Raw genomic sequence first — 26,793 nt, 5'->3', positions numbered from 1 at the left:
TCTAATTTAACGGAGCGATTTCAATTTGCCCGGGATACCCTCCAAAGGTAAAATGTATTGTGCCGCTCCCAGCTTCACGGCTTCCCTGGGCATACCATATACCACACAGGTAGATTCATCCTGTGCAATGGTTGTCGCTCCGTTGTTGCGCATTTGCAGAAGGCCCAATGCCCCGTCATTCCCCATGCCGGTCATAATAATACCTATCGCCAGTTTCCCTGCACTTTTGGCGACGGATTCGAATAGCACGTCTACTGAGGGTCTGTGCCGGTTTACAAGGTCACCATTTCTGATCCTTATCCTGTATTTGGCCAGGCTGTATTCCAGGGTCATATGGAATCCTCCCGGGCAAATGTAAGCATGTCCGTTTTGTATTACCTCGCCGTCTGCGGCTTCTTTGACTACAATGGTGCAGCGTGAGTCCAGATTTTTGGCAAAGGACTGGGTGAAGCCAGCGGGCATATGCTGAACGATAAGAAAAGGAGGACAAGTGGCCGGCTGATGTTGCAAAAGTTGCCTGATAGCCTCTGTACCGCCTGTCGAAGCTCCAACAGCTATAATTTTACGTATGGGTTCCGGAGATGTGTTTATTTCTGGGGCAATGTCAGCTATAAGTTGGCGGGGGCCGGTTTCCTGTACCCGTTCAGTCCTTGCAAAAAGCCCTTTTCTTACAGGAGCCATGTTTGCAGCTTTTATGGCATCAGTTATCAGTATTTTTGATTCTTCAAGATGATCTTTGATATTTCTTATTTCTGACTTTGCTAAAATTTCTACAGCACCTAGTTCCAGCGCTCTTAAAGCCTGTCCGCTGCCCTTTTGGGTGAAGCTTGATATAATTACCACGGGAATGGGGTACTGTGCCATCAGGGTTTTGAGAAAGGTAAGCCCATTCATTCGCGGCATTTCCAGGTCAAGTGTAATCACATCAGGTACCTCGTTGCGGATTTTCTTCGCTGCAAAATAAGGGTCGGCAGCAGAGCCGCTCACTACAAGTTGCGGATCTGAGTTTATAATATTGGTCAGCGTCTGCCTTACCAGAGCCGAATCATCAATAACTAAAACTTTGATATGTCTCATACTTTATTGAGTAACCTCATTTTAACTTTTCCTGTTGTTGTGTTGAATATTATCTTCCTGCCAAAGCGCCCACCGGTGTGCCTGGCGAGTATTTTTATTCCGAATTGAAGCAGGAGGGCATTGGCTACCTCTATATTTCGTGTTCCCATAGCATACTGGTCATTTGGAACCATAGTATTGGCACCTCCAAATACTTTAGCCTCCATATTTTTTATTAAGCATCCTCTTTTTAGCATAGACCTAACAAGAATAGCTGTGGAAAAATAGCCTTGATTAGGGTTTCCAGTTTTTATATCAGGAGCCCCGGGAACCATAAAGTGATTTATTCCGGCTATCGAGGTTATTTTATCGCGAAGGCAGACTGAAACGCAAGAGCCAAGAATAGTATGTATTTCAGCAGCGACCGATGTAACGATAAATTCACCATTTGACAGGTAATAAATTTTAGTGTTACTCATGTAAATACCTGTAAATAGTCGGATTCACTTGTTTGAAAGGCACTTTCATACCCATAGTGGATTCGCTGTGTCCAAGGAATAACAGCCCGCCTGGTCTCAAATGCTTTGCTAGTTGGTTGATCACCTTTTCCTGAGTTACCTTGTCAAAGTAGATCAGTACATTTCTACAAAATATAACATCAAAATTTATCGGATCAGGTATGCCGAAATCATGAATAAGGTTAATCCTTTTATAAGTAATCTTTTTTCGGTATTCGGGTTTGATGCGTACAAGTGGATTTTCCGGGTCCCGGCTCTTGAGAAAATATGAGCGTTTAACGTGATCAGGTAGCATACTGATACGATCAGAACTATAAATGCCCTCATACGCCGCCTGCAAAGTCCTTGTACTGATATCACTTGCCAGTATAGAATAAGCAAACGGACCGTTAGTCTTTCGGAATTCCTCCAGAGTTATAAGTATAGTATAAGGTTCTTCTCCTGAAGAGCAGGCTGCAGACCACACCTTCAAAGGTTTGTGTTTACTACTACACATATAGTCAGGAAGAAACTTTTTGGTTAAGTGGTCAAAATGGACACTTTCCCTGAAAAAATCAGTTTTATTGGTGGTTATCAGGTCTACAATGTGAGGTAGTTCCCTCACCTTACCTTCTTTGCCAAAAAGATAGGTCAGGAATGGTTCGTAACTGTCATATCCCAGGCTTTTTACTTTTTTGTTAAGCCTGCTTTCCAGCATACTTTTTTTTACCGGAGGCAGTTTAATGCCATATTGCCTCGTAATGAAGGTACTAAGCTTTTCAAAGCTCAGATCATCCATTTTAATAAAACCAGATGAATACATATAGGTAACTTTGCGAGCAAAAGGGTTGTAAGAAATAAAGCATGCGTCCTTTTACGAACCTAACAAAACTACTTTCCGTGAAAAAGAAAGCGGACGCATGCAATGATCTGATTTACTTTATTTTATATCAATTGCTTCTGTGCCAGTGCATTATCAATTTGGGCAAAAAAGGCATCTGCATTATAAGGCTTCCGTATCCATGCAAATAATCCAGCCTCCTTTGCAGCCTGCATTTTTTCCACTTTAGTTTCAGTAGTGAGAAATATTACTGGTATATGTGCCAGTTTCTCATTGGCTTTTATTTTGTTAAGTAATTCCATCCCTGTACAGTTTGGCATATTGTAATCTGAAAGTACCAGATCAACAACCTTGTTTTCAGAGAGTAGCTTATACGCCTCAATTCCATCAGACGCACCCAGCGTCTTATACCCTTTTTTTTCAAGCGTCTCACATAGAAACTTTTGAATGCTGCTAAAATCATCTACTACAAGTATGGTCTTCATATCATTAGTTTTTCAATTGTAAAATATTTGTGCTTGCATGAGTTAATACCATGATTTGGGATTGACCATGCGCACCTTTTTAGCTCTAATCTTAAAATTCCGTAAAGTCATCATCTGCAGGTCCTTCCTCAAGTTTGATTTCAGCTCCATTTTCTTTAGCTTTTGATTCTTGTTTTAAACCATGCTTTTTATTGTCCTTTACAAGTGTATTTCCTTTTTTGTTTGATGTAGTAACACCTGACTGGCTGTTAGCCACTTTAAAATAACTGATGGCAATTTTAAGCTCTTCGGCCTGTGTGCTAAGCTCTTCGGCGTTAGATGACATTTCTTCCGAAGAGGAGGCATTGTTCTGCGTAATCTGGGAAAGCTGCTGAATAGCTCGATTAACCTGATTCGCTCCTGAGTTTTGCTCAACGCTCGCTGCAGCTACCTCCTGCACCAGTTCTGCTGTTCTGTTGATGTCAGGCAGGGTTTTAATCAACATTTCTTTTGAATCTTCCGCCAGTTTTACCGTACGAGATGATATTTCATTGATCTCAGCCGCAGCCTGCTGGCTTCTTTCTGCCAGTTTACGAACCTCTGCAGCTACTACAGCAAACCCTTTTCCATGCTCACCGGCCCGGGCGGCTTCTACTGCAGCATTCAGGGCCAATAGATCAGTTTTTGAAGCAATTTCTTCAATAATTACGATCTTTTCTGCTATGTTGTTTATTGCCTTAGCCGTTTCGGATACCGACAAACTAGTGGCTTCAATATCCTGTGAAGCCTTATTGGCAATCTTTTCTGTCTCTCGGGAGCTTTCAGTATTTTGCTGTATGTTAGCTGACATTTGCTCCATGGATGATGACACTTCTTCCGCTGAGCTTGCCTGCTCCTGAGATCCCTGGGATAGCTGCTGCGAAACAGAGGCTACCTGCTGGCTGGCAGCCAGTACATTATCTGCACCATTGGTGATGGTGAGTACAATGTTGCGAAGATTGTTAACCATCTGCTCTAAAGCTTCGTCGAGCTCGCCCCCATGATTTTCCATAGTATTAAAATTAATAATCAGGTCACCGAGAGCAACTTGCTTGGCAAGATTTACCGAAGCTCTCAGTTTGATAATCATTAACTGGAGTTCTTTAAGCATGCTGCCTATCTCGTCTTCAGAAACAATCTTTACATCTGTTGAGAAATTTCCGGCGGCAATTTTCTTTACTGCATCAGTAGCAACGCTTAGAGAGCTGGTGATGCCCCGAAGTAACCACATAGACATGAGTATACTTAGGATAATAGTTATCGCAATTATACCAACCATGCTTCTTATGGTGCTATTGTACATGTCATTGTTGGCAACACGGTCATTTTCCAGCAGAAGTTTTACCTGATCATAATACTGCTTGATAATATTGTTAATTTCATCAGCAATTAAATCGGCCTGCCCGTTAGATATTTTCAGAGCTTTTTCATTGGTAGCCCGGAAAGCCAGGTTCATTATATCTTTATGTATTTCATAGAAAGGGCCATATTGTCTTTCAAATTTTTCAAGCAATGTTTTTCCCTGACCAGATAGTTCACTGCTAAGTTGAGTCAGGTAGTACTCAAGGTTCTTCTCCACTTCGGCTGCCTTTTTTAATACTGATTCGCGAGCGCTTTCAGAGAAATAGAGGATTAGCTCCATTTCCATATCACGAAGCTGATAAAGTTGCTCATTTAGGTTGGCAGTGGTACTAAGTTGCTCTTTGGTACCATTAGTAAGTAAGTACTTTTCAAGCTCATTTAGTGTGGATTGGGCTTTTATGTATTCGTTATAGCCTTCATTAAATAACCGCTCCTGGGCTACATTCTCACTATTGGCCATGGATAGTTGTACCACGTCCATATTGATTTTGATAAGCTCATCAACCTTGTCATCAATCTCCTGTGCCAGGTTTAACAGTTCACCTGAACTTATGGATATCAATATTTCAATACGTTCGTCTATTGACAGGGCATTGTTGTCAATTTGTCGTTTCAGGTCGTTCATTTCCTGATCCTGGGTAGTTATAGCCAGTTTTTTTTGATTCCTGATCATAGCTATAATTTCATATCGTAATTGTGCAATATTTCTTTGCTGCTCTACCGTACCATTCAAAACCTCATTGAAGCTCTCATTTATGGCACTTATCCTGGTATAGGAGATGGTAAAAATCAAGCCTACGAATAAAACGAGTATGGCTAATGTTAGAATCAGTTTGTTGCGGATAGTAAGTTTGTTCATTATGATTAATTATTCATTAAATTTCAATTAGTGTCTGGTCTCACTGATCTGGTTCAGCTCATTGATTGAGAATACTCGGTGGATATCCATGATTATGGTTATGTCGCCATTGTTATTTACGATTCCGGAGACAGGGGTTGAGTTTTTGAAGCCCTCTATATCATCAGGTTTTTGGATACTTTGTTCCTGAATTTCTACTACATCTCTGGCAACGTCCACAACGGCACCAATGGAGGTTGATGAGTCATCAGACTCCTGAATATTCAGGATGAGTACCCTGGTTTTATGGTTGGTTTCTTTTTTAGGAAGTCCAAGTTTCACCCTGGTATCCAGCAATGGCAGAATGGTGCCTCTCAGGTTAAAAATCCCCAACATATAGTCGGGAGCGTCAGGTACTTTGGTATAGCTGTCAAACTCAACAATTTCATGGACATGATTTACATGTATGGCAAATTTTTCATCCCCAAGGAGAAATGTGAGATATGCCTCAAATCTTTTTTCTGTATTCATATGCTGTCTTGTTTCATGTGTCTGGTAAAAAGTCTTTCGGGGTCCAGAACCAGCGCCACTGCACCGTCGCCGAGTATTGCGCTTCCCGAAATGAAATCCTGATCATTATACATATCACCCATCGGTTTTAGGATCACCTGCATCATTCCTTCAATTATATCGACCGCCACTCCTTTGATCTGGCCGTTTACATTGACGGATATAATATCAGATGTTTTAGGAGTATCTTTTGCAGCATGATATTGCTCGCGCAAGGAGAGTACAGACAACGGTTTTTCATTGATCATAACGTCCGTTTGTATGCGGTCTTTCCGGCTTAGCAGTGAGAACGGAATACGGTCTATCCGTTCAATGACACCGATAGGTATGATATACTTTGTGTCAGCGACTTTTACGAGGAGGCCGTCAATGATTGATCTTGAAAGTGGTAATTTTATATGGAACTGTGTGCCTGAACCCTCCGAACTGGATACTTTAATGCTGCCTCTTAATTCGGTTATCTTTTGTTTCACTACATCCATGCCTACACCTCTTCCGGAAATATCCGAAACCATGTCAGCTGTAGTAAGTCCCGGATGAAAAACCAGGTTCAAAACTTCTTCCTCACTTAATGGTGCATCGGGACTTACTAAGTTATGTTCAATGGCTTTGTTAATAATTTTGCCTTTATCAATCCCTTTGCCATCGTCACTAATAACGAGGTTGATAAAGGCGCTGGACCGAAAGGCATGAAGTTTTATAGTGCCATGTTCGGATTTACCCTTCAATTTGCGTTCTTCAGGATACTCTATGCCATGGTCTACTGCGTTGCGGATAATATGAAGAAGTGGTTGCGTCATGGTTTCGATAATATCCTTGTCCATTTCGGTATCCACCCCCTTTGAAATAAAATTGACCTTTTTGCCCAGTGACCTGGAAAGGTCGCGTACCAGCCGTTTGAACTGGGTAACCAGCGTTTCAATTTGTATGAGGCTAATGTCAAGTGAAACGCCTAATAACTGACCGACTACAGTTTCAACACGTTCGGCTACTTCATGCAGTGCTGTGTTGTGAGTCTGGTTGGCAACATTGAGTAATTGTGATTTTAAAATCGCCAGCTCACTGATCTTATTGAGCAGATCATCTATCTTGTGTTTTTTTACTTTAATAATGGCCTGCTGATACCTGGAATGCAGGGGCTCATCTTTGTTTTCATATATTTCAGGCTTCTCGGCCTCGTTTCTTATCCCTTCACATAAGGCATTCAACTGTATTTTTGTAATCTTTCCATCCAGAAACTCCTCTATCGTGGCTGATGAAACAGGTATTTCCAGCAAATTACCGTGTGCCAAAAGAGTAATGACCACCTTACATTCCTGCTCTACAAAAAGGAAGTAGCTTTCAATTTCCTCCTTCGAAGAAACTGTTGCGAGCACAAGGTTCCAGTGATTTATGGTTTTACCTTCTCTGAACTGAATGGCTGTTTTAGATGTACCCAGTGCTTCAATATCCTTGATAATGTATAGTATGGGGTGGTTTCCATCACTGGTAATCTCAATATCCGGAGAAATTTCTATGAGATAGGTGGTAAAGGCGCTTTGGGTTGATAGTACACTTACCAGGTCTGTGTTATGGTCAGTAACCTGATTATGCTTCAGGAAAAGTTCTACCTTGTCCATATGGGCCTGAAGCTCACGAGGATCCATTATCCTATCCAGGCTCCTTTTTTGGAGTAGATCCCGCACCTTATCAAAAGCGTGCAGTGTGATGCTGATCAGGTCGTCTGATACTTGCATATGTCCTTCCCTGATGTGGTCAAAGAGCGTTTCGAGATGATGTGCCAATGCTCCGATATGCTCAAAGCCAAACATGTTGGCGGCACCTTTAACGGTATGCATAACACGGAAGACCTGCTCCAGTGGTGCTGAGGCATGGGGGTTAGCTTCCAATTGCATCAGGCCTTCATCAAGTTGGTTGAGAAGGTCAAGCATGTCTTCTATGAATTGCTTCTGATTATCGTCCATTGATATTGAAAATATTACCTGATCGAACCCTGCCGATATCCGTGCACCAAGCCGGAAAACACGGTGTGCTTTTCACCATATCCGGCAGTATTACTATCTGATAATCAGACTCTAAATTCATTTTAATAAGGGGCTTGATATCAGTGCGAAGGTATCTGTTCGGTACGAGTTGCGAATGAGGTAACCACAGACAAAAAGGTGGATATTTTGAGGGACAAAAAGGTGGACAATGTAGTTAAGTTGCTGATTATCAAATTTTTGAATATTATTTTGATGATGTGCTTTCCCCGGATTTGGTTGGATTATATATGTTGGAAATAAAACTCTAAGTCACTCGCTGGAATTAAAAGTACCGGCAAAAGCAGGAAAAGCATTAGGGATAGCGACATTAATCATACAGCCAGGTGACTTTTGTTATCGAATTTACAGGTAAGGCCTGATTTTGTGATTGAGGTAAAAAATGATCATGCCGATATCATGCCTTGTATAACCATATATAAAGGCCGGGTCGAAGTTGGGGGAATAGGTATAGCGGGGAAAAATTGTAAGAGGGCTTATTCCCCTTCTGCTGAGGCTGCCTTTTGGGAGCTCAAGAATTTCCTGATTTTGCAACGTGGGGTAAAGACAAACGGCACAATCATCCTGTAAACTGAAACATAATACTTGAAAGGCGCGTAGCTGTACTCTATGAACCATACAATGGCGGTAATAATCCTTGCATGTATTAGCAGTGCCAATGTTTATAGTCAGGGCAAATACAAGTACAGCCAACCCCGGGAACTCAGCGATGGATGGAATACAGGAAGCCTGAAGTTACAAAATCCCGATTCCATAAAACTTTATAGATTGTTTAACCAGCTTTTAGAAGGAGGTCATAGAATTCACAGCATGCTGGTAGTAAAGGATGGAGAAATTGTTATTGAAGAGTATTTCGGAGATAATTCCGTCAATATTCAGCATGATCTGCGCTCGGCAACTAAAAGTATTACCTCTGTTTTGATGGGTATAGCGATCAGCAAGGGATTTGTCAGCGATATTGATGATCCTGTTTCCCGGTATGTGAGTTACACTAATGTAAAGAATCCTGATCAGAGAAAGGACGAAATTACTATTCGTCACCTGCTTACAATGTCCACCGGGCTGGATTGTAATGATTGGGATATGGGTTCGAAAGGCCGGGAGGATAAGGTTTACAGAAAGAAGGATTGGCTGCAGTATTTTATGGACCTGCCTATGATCAATGACCCGGGAGCTGTTTCAGACTATTGTACGATGGCCCAGGTTCTGGCAGCAGAAGTTATTTCTCGTGCATCAGGAATGACGATCGATCAGTTTGCCCGGGAATATTTGTTCGATCCGTTACAGGTTAAAAATGTAAGCTGGGGGCATACGTCAGATAAAGATGTTATTCCCGCGGCCAAAAGGTTATATATGACCCCCAGAGATATGGCTAAAATAGGACAATTGATACTCAGGAACGGGGAGTGGAACGGGAAACAAATTGTGGCCAAAGCCTGGGTGGAAGAGTCTACAACAGCAAAAACAAAAATCACCGGGATCGACTATGGTTTTTTATGGTGGAATGTCCCGTTTCAGATAAACGGGAATATAACTGTGGCTAAGTTGGCCACGGGCAATGGAGGGCAATATATCTTCATCTTCCCGGAACTTAACCTGGTGGCAGTATTTACAGGAGGTGCCTACAATTCTCCTGATGATAAACTGCCTTTTGCTATTGTGAAAGATGTTCTTTTGCCTGTTTTCACAGCGAGGGATAACTAACGAAGGAGTGACGGGTACCTTGTCTGGGGGTAAATTAAAAGATGACTACCATCTGAATATGCAAGGCGCTTCCAACCCTCAAACCAGTTAATTTCTTGAATTTAGCATTTTCAGGAAGCCGTACAGGCCTTGGCTCATAAGCCTCGCCAGTAATTGGGCGTAAGCAAAACCAGTATAGTAAATAGCTCCAGACGACCCAGTATCATTATAATAGATAATGTCCATTTACTGACATCATTGAGGTGGGCGAAGTTGTTGACAGGTCCCACCGTACCCAAGCCTGGGCCTATATTGCCCTGACAGGTTGCGACAGCGCCTAATGATGTGATAATATCATTACCGGTAAAAGTTAAAATAAAAACTCCAAATACAAATATGGTAAGATATAGAATGACAAAGGCCATAACGTTAAACATAGTCTCTTCCTCTACCGCATTTCCATTGATCCGTACAGGGATCACCGCTGATGGGTGCAGCTGACGCTTAACTGCTAAAAAGCTGTTTTTGAGCAGTAGTGTAAAACGTATTACTTTTATACCTCCGGAAGTTGATCCGGCAGATGCTCCCGAAAGCATCAACAGCAAGAAGATAAATGATACCAGTGATGTCCACTTTGTATAGTCAGCCGTAACAAATCCCGTTGATGATAATACTGACACCACCTGAAACAATGCATCCCTGAATGCTTTTTCGAAACCCTGCCAGCTTTCGGAGAACACAATAACTGTTGAAATAATGGTCACAGTGATGATGGTAATACAATAAACCCTGAATTCCTCATTATCAATCAACCTTCTTATTTTGCCTTTAAAAAAGAAATATAGCAAGGAAAAATTTGTGCCAGCAAGGATCATAAAAAAGATGATCGTATATTGTATAAATGCGGAATTGTAGTAAGCCACGCTTGCATTTTTCGGAGAAAAACCCCCACTTGCCATCGTAGTAAATGAATGGCTCAGTGCATCATAAAAGGACATGCCTCCAAACATTAGAAAAATGGTTTCGAGTAGTGTGAGCCCCAGATATATAGTCCAAAGCCGCCTGGCGGTATCTTTAATTTTGGGTTTAAGTTTATCGTGGGTTATGCCAGAAGCTTCGGCAGTAAATAATTGCATACCACCGATCCCTAGTGTTGGTAATATGGCTACTGCGAGTACAATAATTCCCATTCCCCCGACCCATTGGGTAGTACTTCGCCAGAACAATAAGCCGTAGGGTAAGGCCTCAATATTATTTAAAATGGAAGCTCCGGTAGTTGTGTAGCCAGATGCAGTTTCGAAAAAAGCATCTGTGAAACTGGTTACATGGCCGGAAAGCAAAAATGGTATGGTACCAAATATAGACATCAAAATCCACCCGAGTGAAACAACCAGAAAACCGTCGCGCTTTTTTAATTCCTTGTTTTTACTGTTTCTCGTACTTAACCAGGCCATTGAACCAACGCCCGCTGTTATGATGCCTGAAATAAGGATTGGAAATATATCTTCTTTATAGTATAAAGAAAATGGCAGGCAGAGCCACATGAATGCGCCATTAAAAATCAATAAGAGTCCTAAAAGATTAAAAACAGCTTTATAGTTAAGCCTCATAAGTCTACGTCTATACTATTCCTGCTTCACTGATGCAACATTTGCAAAGTACGCTGATAAGGTATAAGGAAGACATAAAGAAAATGAGACAGATATAAAGATTTTATAAAGATTTAGTTGAAGCGGTAACCTACACCACTTTCAGTAACTATATGTTCAGGGTTGTGAGGGTTTTCTTCTATCTTTTTTCTCAACTGGGCAACGAATACTCTGAGATACTGCGTTTCTGTTTGGTATCCGACTCCCCATACCTGTTTTAGGATGTATTGATGTGTTAGTACTTTTCCCTCATTCTTTGCAAAGAGTGCCAGCAGGTTATATTCGGTGGAGGTAAGCCTAATAATTTCCTCACCTCGCTTTACGATACGGTAAACCAGGTCGATACTTAGGTTGCCCGAGTTAATTACGCTTTCATTAGGGTTGGTATTTTGATCTCTTCGTATAGCGGAGCGGATACGGGCCAACAATTCCCCTGACCGGAAGGGTTTGGTTATGTAATCAGTAGCTCCTGAATCCAATGCTGAAATAATGTCGGCCTCACCATCACTGACAGATAATACAATTATTGGCTTGTTATACCACTCTCTCAACTGCTGTAATACCTCATGGCCACTCTGGTCTGGCAAACCGATGTCTAAAAGTATTAACTGAGGAGGGTGATTAGCCGCAGTAATTATCCCTTCTTTTCCCGTTGCAGCTTGAAATACTTTATACTGATTGCTCTCCAAAGAGATTTGCAATAGCCTGCGTATTTGAGGTTCATCATCTATAATCAGGATTTCCGGCTTATTCATTTATTTAGTTGATTATCAGTTACAGACATACTTTCTGCGGGGATTTCAATGATAAACCCAGCACCCCCGGTTTCATTATTCTTAATGGTTATATTTCCGTTATGGGCCTCGGTAAAGCCTTTTGCAATTGAAAGGCCCAAACCGGAACCTCCGATAGAAAATTTAGAGCCGCGATAAAATTTATTGAATATAAACTGAATATCTTCATTCTGTATGCCTTCGCCGTTATCTGAAATTATGAAAACACAATGGTTTTGTTTCTCTAGTATATTGATCTCAATCAGAGAACCTTTCGGTGTGTACCGCAGGGCATTATGGAGTACATTGTTCAACACCTGTGCTATTAAGCCGCTATCTAGTTTAAATAGCGGAAGATTTTCATTAAGTTTAAAATCTATTTTGTGCTCTGTGGCGTGCTCACTGTTGTTTCGGATTACAGTATACATCAATTCATTTACATCACACCAATCAAGTTTCGGTTGCAGCACACCAGCTTCAAGCCGACTCATACTCAGTAGGTTATTTACTTCTCTGTTTAGCCTCAAACCCGCTATTTCTATTTCGTTAATAAGTTCATGCTTGTCCTTCTCAGTGAGCTTATTGTTATTTTCTTTAATAGTGTCAACGGCTCCAACTATAGTGGATATAGGAGTACGTAATTCGTGTGAGAGAGAATTGAGAAGCGTATTGTACAATTTAATTGAATGCTCACGCTCCTCTTTTTTACGCTCCTTTCTTTCATAGTTCCTGATTTTGGAAGTAAATACGATATTGATCAGAGCAATGATGAAATACATCAGAAAAAGGAGAACATCTTCGGAGGTTCCGACATGGAAAGTTTTTGTAGGAGGTATGAAAAAAAAATTCCATATCAAGGCACTTAAAATTGCAGCAGTCAATACAGGTAGGATGTCAAACAACATGGCCTGAATAGAAACAACTAAAAGAAGTATTAAGGCCACTTCCCGATAGCCAATTAATTTTGTTAACATATAACAAGTTACAGTCACAAATACAATCAGTATCAGGCTTATTAGATATTGCGTGCTTAACTTATATTTCTTAGCTCTCAGGTACACGAGGATTTTTGATACAAATCTACACAATCCCGGATCACATTCCTTATTTTAAAGGTTTATGGCCTGATAGTACCAGTCAGGTCCAAAATCTACAACAAGAATAATGGACTTGTAAACTTTATGGCACTGAAAGACTCCCAAATTGCAAAGGCGGCCAGTAGGGGAGATGAAGGAAAAAAAGGTGCTCCTTAAAAGAGACACCTTCTTAATGCTGAACTGGCAATGGTACCAGGCCTTGCAGTTACTTTTTAACTATTGTCCGAGTGAAGCTGCCGATGTCTGTTACTACCTTTAAAAGAAATTGTTTGCCATATTCTGTAATATCAATACTTGCAAATTGACCGGATATTTCAGGATTGTCAATGGATTTAACAAGTTTGCCCTGCATATCATAAACCTCAATGCGTAGCGGTTTTCCAACCTCACCTGTTTTGATAGCTAACTTATCATCAAATGGGTTAGGATAGACAAGAAGACTGGTTTTATTCATCTTTTCAGGAGAGGCCAAGCGGTTAGCGTTGTCCATCCTGGCGTTTGAAGTGCTATTAACAGGTACCAAAACCCACTGGGCATTGATGTGACCGGTGTTGGCATATAGTCTGCAATCAGCTCCATTCGCACTTTGTCCATATCCATCTAAAAACATCCCGGTAGACCGGTTTTGAACCCTGTAATAATCACCGTCATATTGCTGTAGTGACCAATGCGAATTTCTGTGGGTAGTATTGGCCCACTGGCTGCAAACAGCTCCGTTAGTGGTTGAACCCATACCATCCAGGATCATTCCTGTACCACGGTTTACAAACTGGTAATAACCGCTGCCGACATCCACAAGCTCCCAATGAGCGTTAACATGGGTTGTGTTGGCATATTGCCCGCAGGCATCACCATTTCCTGTTCTGCCCATCCCGTCCAGAAGCAAGCCGGTAGACCTGTTTTTTAGTTGGTAATAAGTTACACCAGTATTATTGACAGTGATCTGTCCGCTGAGAGATGCAGTGGTGAGGCCTCCTATGGTAGACACAGTGTAACTAAATACTCCTGCCTGTGTAGGTGCACCACTGAAGGTTACTGTCTGAGCTGTATTATTGATCGATGTATTGATGCCCGATGGAAGGCCGGATACTGTTACAGAAGTCGCATTGGTCCAGGAATAATAAAAGCCTTCAATGGCACTCCCCAGATCCACGGTCTGTATGGATGAACCTGCCCCGTGTTTTCTAATTGTAGCTGCCGGTGCAGGGTTCCAGTTGTCACTTCCAGCTAAAACGACAGCCCTTTCATATAATGGGGCTTCGGCATCCGTAAGTGCCCTTATCCCTGCCCAGTTGGCTCTGCTGCTCATATCAGCACCGCCGCCGGTATTTTTGTACTCATATAGCTCCAGCTTATCAGAAGAAGCCGCATAGTCCATGTTCCAGATGGTAGGCCAGCCGACAGGATTGATCATGGATGTCATGTCACAGTACAGCCAGGTTACTTTGGGGTAATTATGCCATGGCCTTCCAAGGGCTATTTTGTTACCATCGTCACCGTCTCTGGGGCTGTTGTCGGCATAGGTTACATTGCATTTGTAGAAAACAAACCCATACTTCTGGCTCTCGGCGGTAGATGGAGCAGTGATCCAGCCACCTCCCCAGCTCCTGATTTCACAAGCTTCAAAAAAGGCGACGCCACCGCCGTATATGTAGTCCGTTCTGCCAACGATCAGGCATCCGTTAAAATATGCCCTTTTGCCAACATTCCAGAAATAGATGGTATCCTGGTAGCCTTTGAGGTCACAATTGACAAAGACCACTTTGTCTGACTGAATGGTAAGTGCCTGGGCTTGCCCAACCGGGCCTGCAGTGTTTTGGACAGTGAGGTTCTCTGCCTTGAAACCATCTCCTTTGATGGTGAGCGTAGCAGAGGTCCTGATGATCTCGGCAGACCATAGGGAAGCATCATTCACCGGGCATTTGCCATCCCCCTGATTACAGTCGTAGATATGATAGCTGATGATGGTTTCCGTTCGGCTTTCGCCCAGCAATGTCACATTTTTCCTGTCGCTGGGAATGAGGAGTTTTTCGGTATTATACAGACCTGCCTTAATAAAAATAACTGTCCTGGCCGAGCTGTTGGCAGGTACTGCATTAATGGCAGCCTGAATGGAGGTAAAATCCCCGGAGCCGTCTTTGGCTACGACAATGTCTGCATCCTGGGCAACGGTATGTCCCGAATAAAAAAACAGCCCCATGCAGATGAAGGCAATAACAAATTTCATTGATTTTTTTAAAATCATCATAGGTAAAAGGGTTAGGTTGAACAAAGTATTTAAGCAGGGGATGCTTTTAAGAACTTTTTGGGTTTGAAAAGTTGGTGAATATAGTAGAGTAATCGATTAAATAAAAGAATTATATGCAAATCTATGCATGCGCCCTTATCATGATTAAACCTTAAACAACTTTGAATATGAATAGAAACCGGGCGCATGCAATGACCTACGCTGTTTTACTCTTTTTATCAGGTAAAACAGGTCAATATTTTGGGGTCTGGCCTTTACCGGCATACTCTTTTTTCATAGCCAACCATAGGAAAAAGGCAAACCCGCCTATGATGATACTGACTATGGTGAACATGGATATAATGGCTGAGATACTCATAAGGCATTAGCAGTTACAAATTTTTTATATAAATATTTATTTAGAAGAAGACCGGCGATGGCTATTATGCTCCATTGGGTAATGATGGATGCGTTGCTATAGACATCAAAAACATTCCAGTTACCACGGGCATCAAACCATGGATATGCCGAGTAACCTTGCGACATCCACCAATAAATTAAAATCACACCCAGCACGGCGTTGAATGACAAGCAATAGGTGAAATACTTCACGGGTACATTAAAGTCAGAATCTTCGCTGATGTAGTCATCCAGGAATCTGGCGGCACCATAGCGCAACACCGCAAGCAAAACAAGCAGGCCGGTAACAATAAGCCCTATGCCCCAAACCCAGTCCTGGTTATTGAAAAAATCAAGTGACCACGCTGAGGGAAAGCCAAAAATGATACAAAACGCTGCTGCCCTGATGGCCGCTGATTTTCGGGTCAGGCCCAGGTCTTTTAGGTTGCAGATAAACAGCTCCAGCATCGGTAGCAATGAACTGAAACCTGCCAGGAAAAAAGCCAGGAAGAACACCGCTGAGAGTATTGGCCCTCCTGTAAAAGAGGAGAAAAGCTTGGGAATGATGGTAAAGGTCAGGGCCTGATTACCACTTTGCAGATAGGCGATAGCTTCGCCCTCAGTAGGAGAGAGGGCAAAAACGGCCGGTAAAATAGCCATACCTGCCATGAGGGAGGCCGTGTTATTACCAAAGCCTCCTATGAAAGTGTTGAGCACCACATCCTCTTTTTTTCTTGAGTAAGATGAGATGGTCATGATCAACCCCCAGCCTGCGCCGGTAGACCAGGCCGATTGTGACAGGGCTTCGATCCAGATAGTGGGGTCTGAAAATTTGCTCACATCTATATAGAACATATACTCGAGGCCTCTAAAGCCGTTTTTCATGTTCAGAGCCATAACGGTAATGATAATGAGTAAACCGAAAAGCATGGGAATGAGCACTTTGTTGGCCTTTTCAAGCCCTTTTTGGATACCCTTGATAAGCACGAATGTGCCCACGATCACAGCTAAAATATAAAGCGCGATGGTCCAGGGGTCGCCATTGGCAATTTGATCCCAGAAATTGTTAAGATACTCCGGGTCTCTTTTTAACGTGTCTCCAATAGTAGGTCCTCCTGATGCAAACTGGTAAAGGTTATTCAATGCCAGGCCTAAATACCTCAACGCCCAGCCTGTAACCACTGAGTAATAAAAAGCTATGCCTAAGGTAACTGCGGTAATGAAAAAGCCGCCCCACGTAAAGCCCTTGCCTGCTACCTGGCTATAAGAGCCTATAACTCCCTGCTTATGTTTTTTGCCAATTGAAAATTCTGCCATGAGCAGTGGCATGGACCAAATGAATAAAAATAAGATCCATAAGAGGAGAAATGCACCGCCATACTGACCGGCAAGTCGCGGAAACCTCCACAAATTACCGGCACCAATGGCCATGCCCAGTGAGGCCATCACTATGCCCCAGCGGTTGCTGAACTCTTCCGTTTTCTTTATCATTTTTTACAGTTTGAAAATTAGTTTACAATACTTCTGCAGTGCGTCCGGGTTAGCTACTGCTGGTTTGAATGTGACCCTTATGTGGAGATGAAGATATCCCGGATTTTCTCCTGTTCAGCTCCTCGGTTACCCACTGAAGCTCCTGATGGGTACTTCCGGTAAGTCCTGAATTCTCTTCAGCACGGCGGATCATGTAAGGGTATGTATCTTCTATTTTTCCGAAAGGCACATATTTCATAGCGAAGAACCCTTCCTTTGCCAGGGCAAATGTAATAGGATCACTCATGCCATAGAGTTGGCAAAAATGGATGTGATCCGTGGGGGTGCGATCTTCCTTAATGGTATTGACCATTTTCCATGAACTTTCTGTGTTGTGTGTTGCGAGGCAGAAAAAAGTATCTTTATGATGTAAGAGGCAGTACATCATGGCATCATTGTAGGCCATGTCAGTCATGATTTTAGCCGGCTGCACGGGTGTTTCATAACCAAGTTTTCGTGCCCTTAGGTTTTCTTTTTCCATATATGCGCCCCGCACCAGTTTGGCTGCAAAGAAGCTTCCCTGTGCTATGCAGAGCTCACGGTGGGTTTTGAGCCGGTCAAAAGAGCTTTTCAAATAAAGCTGATAAGTATTGAATAGCACCGCCCGTTGTTTGTTGAACTTAACCATCATTTCCAAAGCCAGATCATCAAGCGCAGGCTGTATCCAGCTTTCTTCTGCATCAAGATAAATGGTTTTGTTTGCCCGCATTGCCGTAGTACATATTAGGTCGAGGCGTTCCCTTAAGCGTTGAATTTGCGCTTTCTCTTCTGATGACAGTGTTGTTTTATCATGGCTGTACTTTTCCAAAAGCTCAAAACTGGCAATAGCGGTCAGTTTGATAGGGATTACAGGAACTTCAGGCTCTTCCCTGACGTGTATAATGGTTTCAACGATCTCATTGACCATCATTAGATGCTCCTGTGCCGTATTTTTACCTTCTACGCCAAAATCCAGCGCAGTGGCTACATTATACAGAGAGAGCTTCCGGATCACCGGAGCACAGCCCTCAATGGTTTCTCCTCCGCAGAAATGTTCAAAAAAGATGTTTCTGATCAGAGACCGGGTAAAGGGTAATCTTCCCTTTAAGGCGTAGTAGCCAAGCCATGCCAGAGCTATGGAGGTCCGGGGAAAGTGTTTTAGTGCCAAAAACAGGAAGCGGGCTTTCTTCAGCTGGCTAACGGATTTGTAGTCAAATCCAACAGCGGTATTTTGAAATGGTCTTTGCATGATGTGATTTTATCCAAAATAGGTTTTAATAGGTATGAAGACCTGAAAGTGAGGCTGCCGGAGAGCATCGCAAAAGATTGCAATATACCCGGCAACCCTACCGGTGGATCAGTCTTTGATTCTTAGAATTTAATGGCGGCTTTGGCAAATACGCGTGTGCCATCTATACCAAACTGGGTAGTTTGCCACGGGTATTTGAACCTGCCAACAAAATCAAGGTTTCTGTCAGATGGATGTCCCTCCCTGTCTGAATAAGCTTCAGCAAAGGTTTCGGGATAGACATTAAATATGTTGTTGGCTCCCAGTGTTAGTTTGATATTATCAGTAATGCCGTAAGAGAAACTGATATCAGTCAGGAATTTACCATCGTATGTGGCGTCATCTACCTCACTATTGGATAAGTATGTAACAGCTCCATAATACAAGCCTGACAGGGTTGCGGAAAATTTGTTGAGCTGGTAGGTGGCCGTTCCAATTACTTTTTGTCTTGGTCTCCAGGTTTCCATTCTGGATACATCCTCTCTTGAGAATATGTTGTCCTCAAGTCCGTTATCTACAATGAATTGAGGCAGATTGATATCCTCAACAGTAGTTTTGTTAAAGTTAGCTGACAAGTTACCCTGGATGGTACCTGATCCGACAGAAATATTATCAAAACTGATCACTACATCAAGTCCCTGGGTTTTTGTGTCGACGGCATTTAGAAAGAAGCCAGCTGAACCTACACCAACATTATCAAGTACCTGATCAATAGGTGACTGAGGGTCACCGGTAGCAGTTACCTGGCCGGAGAGTACAATACGGTCGTCAATAGTGATCTGATATACATCGGCAGTAATACCTATATTTTCATTGACCCTGTAAGTTACTCCGGCGCCGATATTAAAAGAGGTTTCAGGCTGCAGCTCCGGAATGCCAAGGGCACGAAGAGCAGGATTTTGGTTGTCGAGGATGCCGTTTTGTACCACTCCGTTTTGGGTCAATGTAGTGGTTACTGCTGTGTAGTAGATCTGGTGCAGTGCAGGAGCCCGGAAGCCATTGCTCAATGAGCCTCTGATGCTGGCTTTACCGGCTTTTAATCTCGTATTGACTTTCCATGAAACGTTTTCTCCAAAGTCACTATAGTCTTCGTAACGGACAGCACCGCCAAGCAGGAAGAAATCAGTAAAATCGGCTGTTAATTCCGAATAAACACCCAGATTGTTCCTGTAATTATTGGATTCGTTTTCCGGTGTAAATCCGGGAAAGGACTCAGATCCCGTTCTGTTTCCCTGTGCATCTGGAGACTGACCGTCGCCGTATGAGGCAAATTCACCGGCTTCAGTTACGAAGTTTTCAGTCCGGTGCTCAGCACCGAAGGCTACGGTAAGTGCTTTAATAGCGGCGGGCTCAAAAGACCTGGCAATATTTACGTTGTTAACCACGTGGCTGAATTCATGTGCCCCATTGTAGAAATCCGAAGGGCTGGCACCCGCAAATGATTGGTTAAACGAATTGATAATGAAATAGTCAATGCGGTTTCTGCCTAATGTAGAGCTGATGTCAAAATTCCAGTCATTGTAGTTGGTAGTTAAGCCCAGACAGAACGTGTTGTCCTTGATTTCAGGCGCCATTTCTGCAAGAAAGAAGTCCTGACCGGGATATATGGCCTCGAACCCTGGCACCCAGTAAGGTACCCTGGCAAACTGAGGAGCTGCCCCTGACCTGTTGGTGATAGTACCGAACGTATAAAGCTCTGTTTCACTTTCTTCGTCAAGGGTGTACCCCGAATTGAATGAAAAGCTGGTAATTGTCATATCCGGTAAGCCTACCTGGAAGCCGGCCGATGGGTTTCTTTGCAGGAACGCATCCAGATCGCTCAGCGAGAAGTCGGTATCATCAGTTACACCCCAGTAGCCGGCCTCGTCTGCCAGGCTGGTGATAGTACCCGCACGCTGGCTTCGCTGCTGGTCGAAATAGTTGAAAGTGAAATTTGCATACCCCTTTTCATGTATATTTAGCCCGAAACCAGTTTCCATCTGGAACTGGTCACCGTCGCCTTCTGAAGTAACGCTATAACCAAGGTTAATAAAAGGATCCGATTTCTTCTTTAATACCAGGTTGATCACCCCGGCTACTGCATCTGAACCATATTGGGCAGCAGCACCATCTCTAAGTATCTCCACCCGCTCTATGGCAGATGTGGGAATGGCTTTCATGTCTACACCTACCTCACCTCTGCCGGGTGTTACATAGCTGTAAACAAGGGCCGAACTGTTTTTTCTTTTGCCATTTACCAGCACAAGCGTTCGGCTCGGAAGTAGGCCTCTAAGATCAGCAGGGCTAAAGTGGGCTGCGGCATCAGAAATAGGTTGCTGCGTAGAGTTGTAAGACGGAACCCTGAACATCAGCTGCTGGTCCAGCACGCCTTTACCTGAAGATTCCAGTTGAGCTGTAGAAACATTGTCAATCGGTACAGGAGAATCCAGTGTGGTACGAGGTATGGTCCGGCTTCCTACCACAACTACCACATCCAGCAAGGATTCAATGCTTTGTTCAAGTTTTATTGTCAATTTGTTGTTTTGACCGGGGACCACTTCGATGGTCTGTTCTTTAGAGTCATAACCAATATAACTAATGACCAATGTATGGCTGCCAGGCTCGAGGTCCAGAGTAAAGTTGCCACTGGGGTCGGTCACTGTACCGGAAGTGGTTCCTTTAAGCTGCACCGTTGCACCAATAAGTGGTTCACCGGAAGTATCGTCAACCACCTTACCACTTATTGTTACATTCATGGGTAACTTTGCTTCGGTTACAGCTTTTCTGAGCACTATAATATTGTCTTTGATATGGTACTCCAGATGGGTTTTGGATACCAGCTCCTTCAGAAAATCTGTAATGGTAACATTTTCAATATTCATGTCAATCATACCGATCTCATCTTCCAGCCCGGCATTATAGAAAAAACGGTATTGGCTTTGGGATTCTACGGCTTCTAATAATTGGCGAAGCGTAACCTGCTCTCTTTTAACAGAGATACTTCCCTGAGAATATACTCCGGCCGAAACCTTGAGCATAGAAAGGCAGATTAAGAATACGGTTAGTTTCATTATAATGATAACCCTCTCAGGTACCCGCCAGGGACCTTTTACTTCTGTAGTAAAATGCATAGTTTTGTATAGTTTAAATGGAACATTTGGTGATCTCACTGAATGGGAAGGGAATGTTGCCGCATTCCCTTTTTTTGTCAGTTTAGATGACTGATGTCACTCAATATTGACCACATTTTCTTTTATCCTGAATTTCACATCCTGTGTCATTTCTATAAGATCAATTACATTTTCAAAAGTGTCGTACCTTTTCAATGTACCTGTAAATCGTTTTTGCTTTTGACCAGGGTTGGCATAAACAACCTCTATGTCATACCATCGCGATAGTGTCGTCATGATCTTTTCCAATGGTTCGTTCTCAAAATAAAACAGACCGTTTTTCCAGGCGATGCATTTTTCTACATTTACCTTACGTCTGGTTATAGCATTGTCTGATTTATTGTAAACTGCCTGCTCTCCGGGAGATAGGGTAGTTTTTGAGCCACCTGTAGTATTCACTCTTACTTTACCTTCCACCAGTGTGGATACTATTTCCTTATCTTCAGGGTAGTGACTCACATTAAATGAGGTGCCTAAGACGGTTATTGTCTGGTTAGCTGTTACTACTTCAAATGGTTGAGCTTTTATGTGTGCGACTTCAAAGTAAGCCTCTCCGGTGAGCTCTACAATGCGCTTATCGCCGTTGAATGCCGCAGGATACCTGAGGCTGGATTGAGAGTTTAACCAGATTTTAGTGCCATCAGCGAGAACGAGGGTAAACTCGCCCCCTCTTGGAATTATTATTTCATGCATGGCCACCGCTGCCTTGCCTACCTGTGCCTTATGGTTATATCGCACTGATGCGTCGGTAATATCGATAGCGGAACCATCCACCATACTGCCTGTATGTTTTTTGTCTCCAAGCTCGATAGTTTGTCCGTTGCTCAACCGCAGTATTGCTTTCTTTTTGCCCGGTAAGCCGGGTGTCCCATTTTGTTGTGCAATAAGGGTGGTTTCCGGTTCGCTGTTCGGAGGATCAAGGAAAATAAATAGTGCCGCAATAAGCAAGGCTGCAGATGCAGCTACAGAGAATAGTAACCGTCTTCTACCTGTATTTATGCCCCTTTCGGCCTGTTCAACTTCTTTCCAAAGTGAAGTAGTGTCTGGTTTTTCCAACTCTCGCTGTGGTTGGCTGAAATGCTTTACAGCCTGTTCGTAATATTTTCGATGCTTTTCGTTTTCAGCCAGCCATTTATCAAGAAGGGCTTTCTCATCTTCAGTTAATGAAGTGTGGATGCTCTTCCAGATAATTTCAAAATCAATCGATAAAATTTTATTCTTCATATTTGATCAATGTCGTAAGTATGACACCGTGATATGAAAAATGGGTGACAGAAAATTTTGAAAATTTTATTTATGTCAAAATAATTACCTGAAAATTGATTTGGAAATGCAGTAAAGCGAGAGGATTACGGCTATTAACTTTGCTGCAATGCTGAGGATAATTTAAGCTTACCCCGTGATAACTGTGTTTTTACAGTGTTTTCCGTGACGCCCAGCACCGTGGCAATTTCTTTCTGTTTTTTGCCTTTATAATATTTGAGTATTATGATCTTTCTGATCTGTTCGGGAAGTTTTTGTATTTCTTCCCTCAACTTCTTTTCTAAATGTTGGAGGCTGTTACTGTTCTCTTCGGTTCGGGCGCCTGCTAGCGTTGCTTCTATATAGAGCAGCTTGTTCCGATCCTTTATTTTGATATTGCGGATATGATTCAGACATTTATTCCTTACAGCAGAAAACAGGTATCCCTTAAGAGATGTATCAATTTTAAGGTCCTTACGCCCCAGCCAGAGATGCACAAATAGTTTCTGAACAATTTCCTTACTCTCTTCAATGTCAAACAGATAACCTTCGGCAAATGCAACAAGTTGCGGATAATATTCCTCATACAGTTGCTCAAAAACAATTCTGTTGCCATGATTGAGCTGTCTTACTAAGAGATTGTCAGTATAAGTCAATGTACTAACGGGTTAATGATCAAGATTAAAGGTACTAAAAAATAATGATACATGTCATTTGGTGTAACCGGATCGCAATTGAAGCCTGTCAAGCCGGTTAAAAGCCAGGGAGAATGGGGTTGCTCCTTCAGACATCACCTGTAAAAATAAGGCTTTAAATCCAAGATAAAAAGATTTTTCTTGCCATTTGTCTGTAAGGATTTTTCTTTCCGGAGTATCATATACATTGATCCCGGCCTGTTTTTATTCTGTTAAATCTGAATTTCGCCCACTACTTTTTTATTAAATCTTGAAAACCTAAGAAATTATTTTATATATTTGAGTAATCGATTACACTAACATTTTATTATGACTAACTCAGATTTTAGATACGCTACGAATCCGGTTGATGCGAGACGGTATGGAACCAGCGAGCTAAGAGAACATTTTCTGATTGATAACCTGTTTGCTCCCGGACAGATCAACCTTACGTACTCTATGTACGACAGGTATATTGTAGGAGGCGCCATGCCTGCCGGGGAAAAGGTGAAACTGGAAACTATTCCTCATTTGAAATCTGATTACTTCCTGGAGAGAAGGGAGTTGGGGATCATTAATGTAGGCGATAAAGGAATCGTAACAGTTGATGGCGTAGAGTATGTGCTGGAGAAAAAAGAGGCATTGTACGTAGGTAGAGGGAGTAAAGAAGTGGCATTTTCAAAGGCAGGAGATGGGCAACCCTTGTTTTACCTGAATTCTGCCCCTGCCCACAAAGAATACCCTACCAAAAAAACAGGTAAGGAAGATGCGGAAGTAGTACATCTGGGAGACGATCTCAATTCCAACAAGCGGATAATTAACAAACTCATAGTTAACAGTGTAGTGGAAACCTGCCAGTTGCAGATGGGACTTACAGAGCTTTTGCCTGGCAACGTATGGAACACCATGCCGGCACACACGCATACCCGAAGAATGGAAGCATACTTCTATTTTGACCTGGCAGAAGGGCAAACCATTTCACATTTTATGGGAGAGCCTCAAAATACCAGGCATATTTTTATTCATAACAATCAGGCCGTACTCTCGCCGGAATGGTCTATACACTCAGGAGTGGGAACATCAAATTACTCCTTCATATGGGGAATGGCAGGTGAAAACCTGGACTATGGTGATATGGATACCTGCGGACCTCATGAACTAAGATAAAAATGACGAACTTATTTGACCTTACTAATAAAATAGCCCTGGTGACAGGAGGTACACACGGTCTGGGCATGGCTATGGCAGAAGGCCTGGCATCAGCCGGAGCCGAACTTGTGATTAGCAGTACCACTCCTGAAAAGCTGGAAAGTGCTCTTAATCACTACAGAAGCAAGGGATACAAAGCCGCCGGCTATCTGTTTGATATTACCGATGAAAAACTGGCTTCCGGTCAGGTGGAGGATATGGAAAAGGAAGTAGGCCCAATCGATATTCTGGTCAACAATGCTGGCATTATCAAGCGGGAACTGGCGGTGGATATGGCCATAGCTGATTTCAGAAGGGTGATAGATGTTGACCTTGTCGGGTCATTTATCATGTCTCAGCTTGTAGGCAGCAGGATGATCGCCCGTGGTGGAGGCAAGATCATCAACATATGCTCCATGATGAGTGAACTCGGCAGAAATAGTGTGTCTGCCTATGCAGCAGCCAAAGGAGGCTTAAAAATGCTGACCAGGAACCTGGCTACTGAATGGGCCAAATACAACATACAAGTGAATGGGATAGGTCCCGGTTATTTCGCAACCTCACAAACCGAACCGATCCGTGTGGACGGTCATCCCTTCAACGACTTTATTATTAACAGAACACCAGCCGGGCGATGGGGAGACCCTTCCGACCTTGCAGGTACAGCCATATTTCTGGCATCAGAGGCGAGTAACTTCGTCAATGGCCAGATCATTTATGTGGATGGAGGAATTTTAGCAACTATAGGCAAACCGGCAAATGAAAAATAATACAATACAGACAGTTAATGGCAGAAAAGTACTTATTCATTCCGGTTTCCTTCTGGAAAACCGTTATGCTGAAGAACTGTATCACGACTATGCCAGTAAAATGCCCATCATCGATTACCATTGTCACCTGCCGCCGGCGGATATAGCCAATGACAAGGTGTTTGGTAATATCACCGAAGCCTGGATTTACGGAGATCACTACAAATGGAGAGCCATGCGTACTCTGGGCATTGATGAAAAATACATCACTGGTGATGCCACCGATGCAGAGAAGTTCAGGAAGTGGGCAAAAGTAGTTCCCTACACATTGCGTAACCCACTTTACCACTGGACTCACCTGGAGCTTGCCAGGTATTTTGACCAGTATAACCTGCTCAACGAAGATACGGCTGATGAAATATTTGATGCTGCATCAGGGCTGTTGAATTCACCTCAGTATAGCTGCCAAAACCTGCTGGGCAAAATGAATGTGGAGCTGGTGTGTACTACGGAAGATCCTACGGATACTTTGGGGTACCACCAAAAGATAAAACAAAGTGGGAATGCCATTAAAATGAGTACGGCATTCAGGCCTGATAAAGCCGTTTTGATCAACAATGAGACTTACAATGACTATATAGATAAACTGGAAGAAGTAGCAGGAATTTCCATTATTTCTTACAGGGATGTTTGCGATGCCTTGAAAAAGCGCATGCAGTACTTCCATGATAACGGCTGCAGGTTATCTGACCATGGGCTTAACCACCTGAGCTTTGAGGTCTTTACAGATGAGGAGGTTGACACCCTGTTTAAAAAGCGTAGATCAGGTAAACTATTGTCAGAAACCGAAGCGTCTAAATTTCATACAGCCATTCTTTTATTCCTGGCGGAAAGCTATCACGACCTGGGCTGGGTGCAGCAATTTCACCTGGGAGCGCTTAGGAACAACAACAGCAGAATGAATAGGGTTTTGGGCCCTGACACAGGTTGGGATTCCATTGGAGATTTTCCACAGGCATATACACTTTCCAGGTTCCTCGATGCCCTGGATATAAAAGACAAACTTGCCAAAACGATCATTTATAACCTCAATCCGGCCGATAATGAGGTGATGGCCAGCATGATCGGTAACTTTAATGATGGGAAAATAAAAGGCAAGATCCAGTTCGGATCAGGCTGGTGGTTCCTCGATCAAAAAGATGGCATTACCAAGCAGTTGAATGCACTTTCCAACATGGGTTTACTCAGTTGTTTTATTGGCATGCTTACCGATTCAAGAAGCTTTCTGTCATTCCCGAGACATGAGTACTTCCGTAGGGTGTTGTGCAACCTGCTGGGCGATGAGATCAGTAGAGGAGAGCTGCCTGATGACATTGAATGGATAGGAAAAATAGTTCAGGATATCTCTTATTATAACGCAAAAGAGTATTTTGAATTCTTATAACAAAATAATTGGA

At 42.8% G+C, this 26,793-nt stretch carries 21 protein-coding genes; 5 read left to right on the top strand and 16 right to left on the bottom strand.

Translation table 11 applies throughout. The annotated features are described in order from the left end of the window. Positions 1–6: 6 nt before the first annotated feature. The 7 genes from LVD17_RS26495 to LVD17_RS26465 form a co-directional block, all read right to left on the bottom strand. Positions 7–1,077 carry a protein-glutamate methylesterase/protein-glutamine glutaminase gene (locus tag LVD17_RS26495; protein ID WP_233763080.1) on the bottom strand — a complete coding sequence of 357 codons (1,071 nt, stop codon included), beginning with the start codon at positions 1,075–1,077 and terminating at the stop codon, positions 7–9. Then, positions 1,074–1,535 (bottom strand): chemotaxis protein CheD, encoded by a 462-nt coding sequence (locus LVD17_RS26490; RefSeq protein WP_233763078.1) that lies wholly within the window; start codon positions 1,533–1,535, stop codon positions 1,074–1,076. Before LVD17_RS26490 ends, LVD17_RS26495 begins: the two co-directional genes overlap by 4 nt. After that, positions 1,528–2,376 carry a CheR family methyltransferase gene (locus tag LVD17_RS26485; protein WP_233763076.1) on the bottom strand — a complete coding sequence of 283 codons (849 nt, stop codon included), beginning with the start codon at positions 2,374–2,376 and terminating at the stop codon, positions 1,528–1,530. The genes LVD17_RS26490 and LVD17_RS26485 overlap by 8 nt, the downstream gene beginning before the upstream one ends. A gap of 122 nt (positions 2,377–2,498) precedes the next feature. Beyond that, entirely contained in the window at positions 2,499–2,879 is a 381-nt protein-coding gene (locus LVD17_RS26480; protein ID WP_233763074.1) for a response regulator, read from the bottom strand. A 91-nt stretch (positions 2,880–2,970) separates the two neighbouring features. Further along, positions 2,971–5,118 (bottom strand): HAMP domain-containing methyl-accepting chemotaxis protein, encoded by a 2,148-nt coding sequence (locus tag LVD17_RS26475; protein WP_233763072.1) that lies wholly within the window; start codon positions 5,116–5,118, stop codon positions 2,971–2,973. A 27-nt stretch (positions 5,119–5,145) separates the two neighbouring features. Beyond that, positions 5,146–5,628, bottom strand: a complete 483-nt coding sequence (locus LVD17_RS26470; RefSeq protein WP_233763069.1) for a chemotaxis protein CheW — start codon at positions 5,626–5,628, stop codon at positions 5,146–5,148. Beyond that, positions 5,625–7,631, bottom strand: coding sequence for a chemotaxis protein CheA (locus LVD17_RS26465; protein WP_233763067.1), 2,007 nt, complete (start codon positions 7,629–7,631; stop codon positions 5,625–5,627). Before LVD17_RS26465 ends, LVD17_RS26470 begins: the two co-directional genes overlap by 4 nt. A gap of 699 nt (positions 7,632–8,330) precedes the next feature. On the opposite strand from LVD17_RS26465, the gene LVD17_RS26460 reads away from it, so the two are divergent. Then, a complete protein-coding gene (locus tag LVD17_RS26460; RefSeq protein WP_233763065.1) occupies positions 8,331–9,413 on the top strand; it encodes a serine hydrolase domain-containing protein in 1,083 nt (360 codons plus the stop codon). 134 nt (positions 9,414–9,547) lie between these two features. On the opposite strand, the gene LVD17_RS26455 is transcribed toward LVD17_RS26460, so the two are convergent. The 4 genes from LVD17_RS26455 to LVD17_RS26440 all read right to left on the bottom strand — a co-directional run bounded on the left by LVD17_RS26455 (position 9,548) and on the right by LVD17_RS26440 (position 15,159). Beyond that, positions 9,548–11,002 carry a TrkH family potassium uptake protein gene (locus tag LVD17_RS26455; protein WP_233763063.1) on the bottom strand — a complete coding sequence of 485 codons (1,455 nt, stop codon included), beginning with the start codon at positions 11,000–11,002 and terminating at the stop codon, positions 9,548–9,550. Between the two features lie 113 nt (positions 11,003–11,115). Further along, entirely contained in the window at positions 11,116–11,796 is a 681-nt protein-coding gene (locus LVD17_RS26450; RefSeq protein WP_233763061.1) for a response regulator, read from the bottom strand. Then, a complete protein-coding gene (locus tag LVD17_RS26445) occupies positions 11,793–12,875 on the bottom strand; it encodes a sensor histidine kinase (RefSeq protein WP_255702537.1) in 1,083 nt (360 codons plus the stop codon). Before LVD17_RS26445 ends, LVD17_RS26450 begins: the two co-directional genes overlap by 4 nt. A gap of 241 nt (positions 12,876–13,116) precedes the next feature. Continuing rightward, positions 13,117–15,159, bottom strand: a complete 2,043-nt coding sequence (locus tag LVD17_RS26440) for a pectinesterase family protein (protein WP_233763057.1) — start codon at positions 15,157–15,159, stop codon at positions 13,117–13,119. 167 nt (positions 15,160–15,326) lie between these two features. On the opposite strand from LVD17_RS26440, the gene LVD17_RS26435 reads away from it, so the two are divergent. Continuing rightward, complete coding sequence (locus tag LVD17_RS26435) at positions 15,327–15,527, top strand: hypothetical protein (RefSeq protein WP_233763055.1); 201 nt, start codon at positions 15,327–15,329, stop codon at positions 15,525–15,527. On the opposite strand, the gene LVD17_RS26430 is transcribed toward LVD17_RS26435, so the two are convergent. From LVD17_RS26430 to LVD17_RS26410, 5 genes are all read right to left on the bottom strand, one after another. Continuing rightward, positions 15,514–17,028, bottom strand: coding sequence for a sodium-dependent transporter (locus tag LVD17_RS26430; protein WP_233763053.1), 1,515 nt, complete (start codon positions 17,026–17,028; stop codon positions 15,514–15,516). The genes LVD17_RS26435 and LVD17_RS26430 overlap by 14 nt on opposite strands. 49 nt (positions 17,029–17,077) lie before the next feature. Further along, positions 17,078–18,295, bottom strand: coding sequence for a proline dehydrogenase family protein (locus LVD17_RS26425; protein WP_233763051.1), 1,218 nt, complete (start codon positions 18,293–18,295; stop codon positions 17,078–17,080). Positions 18,296–18,417: 122 nt separating this feature from the next. Continuing rightward, positions 18,418–21,444, bottom strand: coding sequence for a TonB-dependent receptor (locus LVD17_RS26420; protein ID WP_233763049.1), 3,027 nt, complete (start codon positions 21,442–21,444; stop codon positions 18,418–18,420). Between the two features lie 96 nt (positions 21,445–21,540). After that, the gene (locus LVD17_RS26415) at positions 21,541–22,707 is read right to left on the bottom strand and encodes a FecR family protein (RefSeq protein WP_233763047.1); all 1,167 of its coding nucleotides are present in this window, start codon (positions 22,705–22,707) and stop codon (positions 21,541–21,543) included. 134 nt (positions 22,708–22,841) lie between these two features. Then, positions 22,842–23,381 carry an RNA polymerase sigma-70 factor gene (locus LVD17_RS26410; protein ID WP_233763044.1) on the bottom strand — a complete coding sequence of 180 codons (540 nt, stop codon included), beginning with the start codon at positions 23,379–23,381 and terminating at the stop codon, positions 22,842–22,844. A 348-nt stretch (positions 23,382–23,729) separates the two neighbouring features. Here LVD17_RS26410 and kduI point away from each other — a divergent pair, with 348 nt between their 5' ends. Genes kduI through uxaC form a run of 3 tightly spaced genes read left to right on the top strand, consistent with a single transcriptional unit; the run spans position 23,730 to position 26,780 of the window. Continuing rightward, positions 23,730–24,566, top strand: coding sequence for a 5-dehydro-4-deoxy-D-glucuronate isomerase (gene kduI, locus LVD17_RS26405; RefSeq protein WP_233763042.1), 837 nt, complete (start codon positions 23,730–23,732; stop codon positions 24,564–24,566). A 2-nt stretch (positions 24,567–24,568) separates the two neighbouring features. Further along, a complete protein-coding gene (locus tag LVD17_RS26400) occupies positions 24,569–25,357 on the top strand; it encodes a gluconate 5-dehydrogenase (protein ID WP_233763040.1) in 789 nt (262 codons plus the stop codon). Further along, positions 25,347–26,780, top strand: coding sequence for a glucuronate isomerase (gene uxaC, locus LVD17_RS26395; protein WP_233763038.1), 1,434 nt, complete (start codon positions 25,347–25,349; stop codon positions 26,778–26,780). The genes LVD17_RS26400 and uxaC overlap by 11 nt, the downstream gene beginning before the upstream one ends. The last annotated feature ends 13 nt before the right edge of the window (positions 26,781–26,793 follow it).

Origin of the sequence: Fulvivirga ulvae (assembly GCF_021389975.1) — a bacterium.
Lineage (GTDB): Bacteria > Bacteroidota > Bacteroidia > Cytophagales > Cyclobacteriaceae > Fulvivirga > Fulvivirga ulvae.
This window is presented reverse-complemented; position numbering and strand designations above follow the sequence as displayed.